The following is a 6536-nucleotide window of genomic DNA, read 5'->3' as shown; positions in this document are numbered from 1 at the left end:
ATTTCAGAAGATTGTCCAAGGATTATGAGATTTCCCCTTCATCCGCTAAGGCTTTTGTTCAATTAGCTTTCACAAAAATTATGCTGAATAGGTTAGTTAAATGTTTTGCGTGACTGGTTCTCATTTTTGGATGCGTAAATAATCACCTTGTGCCCCCACAAAATTCCTTCGTATCTTCTCTTTTTCTCCACTTGATGATTGTTTTGGGTTAACATTAAATCTTTTAGCCGCTTTCTCTATGCTCTCTTTACTATCACGGATCTCTCTACGGATTGCCTCCGTTGTTCTGGCATTCGCGTGTAATATTTGTCCCATAAGATTTTGCTCCATAAATTATTCTCTTCATAATATACACCATTATTCTCTGGGATCGAACAACTAGACCTTTCAACTATTTGCTCCGTTACATCTATTAACTGCTCAGTCTCTTTATAGCTTAGAGTGCGATTTTTTCTATCGCAATCAACTTCGCAACCAATCGTTCCAAAGCTTTAATTATTCTGCATACCCTTGAAACATCGATCCCAAACATAAAACCTACCAGGCCTCTTGTATTTGCCAACGACTTTCGTTGCTCATGATACTTCAAGTTTCTTCACCAAAATATCAAATTTTTATTTTGTCGTATTTCATACTAACCTCCTGTATAGAGCTTAGTTAATACATATTCCTTATATGATGAGAATAAATTGTGCTAGCATGTTTGTTAGAACTAAAAAAGAAATTAAGACAATTACGGTACTTATGATTGGGAGCTCAAGGTAGAACCAATGCTATATGGGTTTTGATGGGTAGTACTATAATCACCATTGTTTTATTTTGCTATATGATACTCAAACACCAAGCGTAAGAATTTTTTTGATTGATTTGCATTAATGTTATTAATAGTTATAATACACCCCCCACAAACACTCTTTTTCAACCCATCCATTATAACCCATACATGAAATCTTACACCACGTCCCCTCCTCTTTTAACAAAAAACAGCGTACTTGAGAGCAAAGTTTTGCATTGATTTTCGCTTTAGTATTAGGTTTCTTGCGCATACTAGTTTCGCAAATTACCACAACTGAACGTTTAGTTGAAAGTGAACTTTTATGCATCCACCCACGATATCCGCTAATATCTTGAATTTTTCTCCAATGCTCATATTCGTCTAGAACTAACAACGGCTCCCACTTTTGATTAAATATCCACTCAACTGGCGCGTTAAAATCAGGATCTGATCTTGCATTTACTTTATTAAATTTGATGGAAACAAATCTAGGGCTTTTTTTTACTTCTTTATCGATATTTATTTCTGAAAAATTTTGTCGCTGTTGTTGTTTAATCTTGCAATCACTAGTGATATTTGCAGTGGCATTGAAGCAAGGGACGAAACAATAACAAGCAAAAACAAACGTTAAGCAAATCTTCATAAGAATTAATACGTTATACAAGAATATCCATTTAAAATTACGATATTATTCTGTGTCATCAAGAATATTCAAAAAAAACCGATCATCTAGTTGATTTAATATTTCATGCACATCAAGAATAATCACTTTATCTTTTTGCACAGCTATTCCATCATATCCATATCTCTGCATCTGTCTCACTGTATTTACGCCAATGACAGGTGGGTCCATCATTGGATTCTGATTTTCTTTCATCATTTTTACCATCACTCCCCCAACGCCTCCTTGCCTTAATTTAGCACAACGCTCAATTAAAGCATCAGTGCCCTCAGCAGCTTCTATGCCCAATACTCTTTGTTCATATACCACTATAGACTGACCAACATCGCATTTGCCAAGCGCCCTAAGGGTGTATGCACCTATTTTTATATTCATCATATGACTCTTATGTAATGGCGACTGTGTGTTTAATATAGGCTGGGGCATGATTGAAAGAGGCGAGAGTATTTCGAAACCATTACTCCTGCAAGTATCGTACAGCACGCTGAGCAGCGCGTCATCCCCCTTATACTTACGAGTAACAATTTTAGCAAGTAGTTTAGCTCCAACCAAATCTACTTTCAAAAGATCACTAATATTTTGAAAATCTGGCCTTTGCACAGCTCCAGCAAATACTAAATTTGATACACGATGCGCTCGTAAAAAATTAAAAATTGCGCCAACCTGACCAACACTAAAACACCCTACCTCAGATGTGAATGGTAGGTAATGCTCTAAATATTCAGCATGAAACACAACTACTGTTAGATTTTGATCATTTTGCGAAATATATCTGGCGATCTGGATGGGCAGATTACCACAACCTGCTATTAACCCAATCTTGCCAAAGTATGAGGAGTTTAACACAAGAAAGATCTTTTAGATTTGGAATTCAGAAATTCTATAATAGATTTAATGATATCATTATCTAAACTTCGAGAAAGTTTTTGGATCCTGTCATCAAAATTGTCATCACTTGTACGAAAATGATGTATAGCTCTTAACGCTTCCACAATATGCTCTTTCTGAAAGTTATTTCGTTTTAAACCAACTAAATTCAACCCTTCTAGCCTTGCTCTCTCATTCTTCGCAATCCCAAAGGGAATTAAATCACGGGCTAAAGCCGAAGCGCCACCAAGCATAGCATAAGATCCAATACGTACAAACTGATGCACTGCAGACAACCCGCCAATAATTGCTCCATCACCAACTTGCACGTGCCCAGCTAAACTAGAATAGTTCGCTATTACAACTCTGTTACCTACAATACAATCATGAGCTATATGCACACCTACCATTAGTAAACAATTATCACCAACTCTAGTAAGCCCGCCACCATCTGCGCTACCACTTTGAATAGTAACATATTCACGAATTATATTATTTGTTCCTACGATGAGTTTATTGCTATCACCTGGATTTTTTAAAATTTGCGGCGTTTGGCCGATAGAGGCGAATGGATAAATTTTGGTACCAGCGCCAATCTTGGTTTTACCTGTAATTACCACATGAGACTGTAACTCTACTCTATCTTCTATTTCTACCTCCGATCCAATGACGCAATAAGGACCAACTCTGACTTCTTTTGATATCCGCGCCCCGCTCTCGAGGATAGCTGTAGGATGTATATTATTCATATCGACTCTTGTGTTTTACTGTTTTTTAAAAAGAGTTATGAAGCTACTTTCCGCCACTACCTTATCTGATACTTTTGCTATAGCTGAAAACTTACATACTTCCTTTCTATTTTGCATCCAGTGCGATTCTATAATCATGCTATCCCCTGGCACTACTACCTTACGAAATTTGGCTTGCTCGATAGACAGAAAATACAAATCTACTTCATCATTATTAAAGTTTATATCTAAGGTGAGTGCTACAAGTACGGCGGAAAGCTGCGCCATGGCCTCAATCATCAACACACCTGGCATGATGGGTTTACTAGGGAAGTGACCGTTAAAATGAGGCTCATTGTATGTTACATTTTTCACGCCCACTATTTTTTTTCCTTTTTCATACGAGCACACTCTATCTAACAACATAATGGGATATCTGTGGGGTATGAGTTTGATTAAATCTGTCGCTTCTATTGTTTGTTCCATAATACTCATTCGTCTTTTAACTTGATTTGATTACTCAATGTTTAATATCTTATGTATTTGTAGGCACAATTTAAAATTATATTTTATAGCCAATCTTACTGCTAACCTAGCGTTATTTTGGTTGAGCTGCTCATCAAATTCATCCATTGGCTGCAATAACACTTGCTCTCTTGGAAAATTGAATCCAAAATCCGGTATAGAATTGTAACCCTCTACGCGCTCCGACACAAGAAATTTTAAAAAGAAATTTGCTTTATGCTGCACAAAGCGCTGATCTGGCGCTATATAAGAGGTATTATATTTAGGAGAGCATACTATAGTCACCTCTCGTGGCAATTGTCTATAAATAGTACCATTTGTTTCAATCTGCACAATAAAACCCAAATTAACCAGAGTATCGCATAACAGTTGTATTGGCTGGCGCAATGGTTCTCCGCCGCTAATTACAATTAAATAACCAAGAGTGTTAGGAAGATGAGTGAGTAAAGAATAAATTTTATCAATAATTTCGTCAATCTTAAGCTGCAAAAAATCTTCAAAAAAAGTATCACAGAACTCACAAGCAAGATTACACCCTCCAAGACGTACAAATACTGCAGGCCAACCTTGCATTGGTCCTTCTCCCTGAATGGTACTAAAGATACGTTTGACGCCTAAAACAGAACCATCATGAAAGACTGGAGCTCTTTTAAGGTTAGCCCCTCTCATTTTTATCGTTTACCTAAGTTTTAAATTAATTAGTGCACTATTATTGATGAAAACTATCAATTTTAACGATTCAGAGATTATTTTGCAAGATCGCTAAGGTATGTATTGTGTGATAATGGAAGTAAGAAAGATTTGTATTATATCAATGTATTTTATTTATTTAAGATGAAATATATACAAAAATATATTCAAAATAACGATGTAGTAGCATGTAGTATTTATTAATAAAATATTATATTGTTTTTACTGCGCAAGCAAATAAACTTAATTAATGGTATATATTTATGCAAACAAATACTCCAGTAAGGGCGTCATCCCCACGCCAACAGCAACAAAAGATTCAATTTATTCAACAGCAACAACAGATTCAAAAACAAGAATCGAACAATAACAACTCACTTACAGCAACGAAACTCGGGGAATATATACAAAAATACAATGATGCTCTTGCTAATAGAGATTTATTTAAAATGCGAGAAGCATTGGATAGCGTAACAAGATCATCAAACAAACTCCAGAATCAAGAGGATATAGAACTCACCCTCAAAACTAATGTACGCATGAAAAATGAGATAGCACAAAAACAATGGATATGCGATACTGACGACATAAGGCGAGTACTGACGTTACAGCTGGCGCAAGAAGACAAAAGTATCTTGGACCAATTGAAAATTCGGGGATTCCAAGATTTAGCATCTGCAATATCCAAAGCACGCCGTGAGATACAAATACAATTGAGCGCGTTAGGGAGTGAAGTCGGACGTCAACCAAAAGAGGATTATGCTTCAAGGATATTATCTCTAAGGACAAAAATTACAGAAGATGATAAAAATGGCCAGGAGAGCATTGCAAAGATAGAGACAAAATTATCGATTTTGGAGCGGTTAATAAGTATAGGAAATAAATATATTGCTCACAAAACAAATGAAATGTCAGAAAATTACAAACAAATTTCCTATCCGCATCAACAATACACTTCGATGATTAAGCTTATGATGGCACTATACCCAACAGAGGAGCTCGTACAAAAAATGGATTTACTGTTAGCAGCTACTCCAGATAATCATTATTTGTTCCGTGCCGTTGGACAATGCGCGTCGAACTACTTAATAATGCATGATTATGCAGCGCAAAAGTTGCAAACAGCATATGCACTATGCGCAGAAGAAAGCAAAAGTCATAGTGATAGGCCGGAATTGCAAGACGCTTTTCTTCGACTATGCACCACTTATGCTTACGAAGCATGCGATGCGCTGATAAAAGCCGAGAAACCACAGGAAGTTAGTAAATTTCTCTTGGAGTTAGGGAGCGTGACTTTCAGATCTGCCGAGCTTCTTACGTGTCTTGGAAAGTGTCTGATGAATCAAGAAAATTATGGTGAAGCCAAAACTATTTTTGAAAATGCGTTAAAGATTGACTATAAGAATTATATATCTCATCTATCTATTGCTAGAATATATGCTAAGCATGCTGATTACTCATCAGCAGCAAAGTGCATGGAAACTGCGATTAAATGCACCACTCCAGCGCCTCATTTTTGGTATAACGAACTAGGGCAATACCATACCTTGCAGTACAAAAACACAAACGCACATGCTGATGTGGTGGCGGCTTGCAGCGCATTTTACGATGCATTCACAAGAGCAAAGAAAGATAAAGATGATGCAGCGGCGGCAAAGGTAATAAACAATGTAGTAGACTTGTTATTGCATAACAGTTCTATTGCGCCTTATGCTCAATTAGAGCAGATGTCTAACTCTTGTCGTAATGATCAATTATTTCTTGAGCTCGTGCAAAAGGGAATTGACTCCAAAACCAACGCGACCACATCATTAGTTGATCAGAAATAAAAAACATTTATATCTGAAGTCTTAAATGTTGCGCTCGTCTCGCGTATGCACCAGGTAAAGTAATGGGTGTGGTACGCTCGATGAAGCGCGCAGCAAAGCTGTATAAAGAGCCTAAGAGGCAAATTAATTTGGCGAATAACTATAGTAAATTAGATCTCTTCGGAAACTAGACTTTTCATAAAAACTTTTCATAAAATATTATGTAATAGTTGATCTAGAGGTCTATTATGAAATACGAACAGATCAAAAAATTAGAAGCCGAGAAATTTCGCGGATTAACAGGGGTAAAACAAGAGACCTTTTGTAAAACGGTAGTTATTCTTCCAAGAAGCAGAAATCAAAAAGAAAGCAAAAGGTGGCAGAAGAAACAAGTTAAGTATCCAAGATCGTTTACTTATGGCTCTTGAATATATACGAGAATACCGTATATATTTTCATGT

The 6536-nt window shown here is 36.5% G+C and carries 6 protein-coding genes and 2 pseudogenes; 2 read left to right on the top strand and 6 right to left on the bottom strand.

Annotated elements, in window-relative coordinates:
* Window positions 1-163: 163 nt before the first annotated feature.
* The 6 genes and pseudogenes from Sarmat_RS05645 to Sarmat_RS05620 form a co-directional block, all read right to left on the bottom strand.
* Window positions 164-315 (bottom strand): annotated as a pseudogene (locus Sarmat_RS05645) (IS481 family transposase); the annotation flags it as partial.
* A gap of 566 nt (window positions 316-881) precedes the next feature.
* Window positions 882-1439, bottom strand: a complete 558-nt coding sequence (locus tag Sarmat_RS05640; RefSeq protein WP_202149812.1) for an SH3 domain-containing protein — start codon at window positions 1437-1439, stop codon at window positions 882-884.
* Window positions 1440-1463: 24 nt separating this feature from the next.
* Window positions 1464-2303, bottom strand: a complete 840-nt coding sequence (locus Sarmat_RS07230; protein ID WP_202149811.1) for a UDP-2,3-diacylglucosamine diphosphatase LpxI domain-containing protein — start codon at window positions 2301-2303, stop codon at window positions 1464-1466.
* Complete coding sequence (gene lpxA, locus Sarmat_RS05630) at window positions 2297-3073, bottom strand: acyl-ACP--UDP-N-acetylglucosamine O-acyltransferase (RefSeq protein WP_202149810.1); 777 nt, start codon at window positions 3071-3073, stop codon at window positions 2297-2299. Before lpxA ends, Sarmat_RS07230 begins: the two co-directional genes overlap by 7 nt.
* A gap of 15 nt (window positions 3074-3088) precedes the next feature.
* Window positions 3089-3538 (bottom strand): 3-hydroxyacyl-ACP dehydratase FabZ, encoded by a 450-nt coding sequence (gene fabZ, locus Sarmat_RS05625; protein WP_202149814.1) that lies wholly within the window; start codon window positions 3536-3538, stop codon window positions 3089-3091.
* 30 nt (window positions 3539-3568) lie between these two features.
* Window positions 3569-4246 carry a 7-carboxy-7-deazaguanine synthase QueE gene (locus Sarmat_RS05620; protein WP_202149809.1) on the bottom strand — a complete coding sequence of 226 codons (678 nt, stop codon included), beginning with the start codon at window positions 4244-4246 and terminating at the stop codon, window positions 3569-3571.
* A gap of 284 nt (window positions 4247-4530) precedes the next feature.
* Between Sarmat_RS05620 and Sarmat_RS05615 the strand changes: the two genes are divergently transcribed.
* Together Sarmat_RS05615 and Sarmat_RS05610 are read left to right on the top strand one after the other, a co-directional pair.
* Complete coding sequence (locus Sarmat_RS05615; RefSeq protein ID WP_202149808.1) at window positions 4531-6096, top strand: tetratricopeptide repeat protein; 1566 nt, start codon at window positions 4531-4533, stop codon at window positions 6094-6096.
* 227 nt (window positions 6097-6323) lie between these two features.
* Window positions 6324-6536: pseudogene (locus Sarmat_RS05610) on the top strand (IS5/IS1182 family transposase); the annotation flags it as partial.

It is taken from the genome of Candidatus Sarmatiella mevalonica, from assembly GCF_016751895.1.
GTDB classification, from domain to species: domain Bacteria; phylum Pseudomonadota; class Alphaproteobacteria; order Rickettsiales; family Rickettsiaceae; genus Sarmatiella; species Sarmatiella mevalonica.
This window is presented reverse-complemented; position numbering and strand designations above follow the sequence as displayed.

Bases quoted from the DNA above. Each gene is read 5' to 3' on its own strand.
- lpxA (WP_202149810.1), bottom strand. From the start codon at position 3,073: ATGAATAATATACATCCTACAGCTATCCTCGAGAGCGGGGCGCGGATA.
- fabZ (WP_202149814.1), bottom strand. From the start codon at position 3,538: ATGGAACAAACAATAGAAGCGACAGATTTAATCAAACTCATACCCCAC.
- Sarmat_RS05620 (WP_202149809.1), bottom strand. From the start codon at position 4,246: ATGAGAGGGGCTAACCTTAAAAGAGCTCCAGTCTTTCATGATGGTTCT.
- Sarmat_RS05615 (WP_202149808.1), top strand. From the start codon at position 4,531: ATGCAAACAAATACTCCAGTAAGGGCGTCATCCCCACGCCAACAGCAA.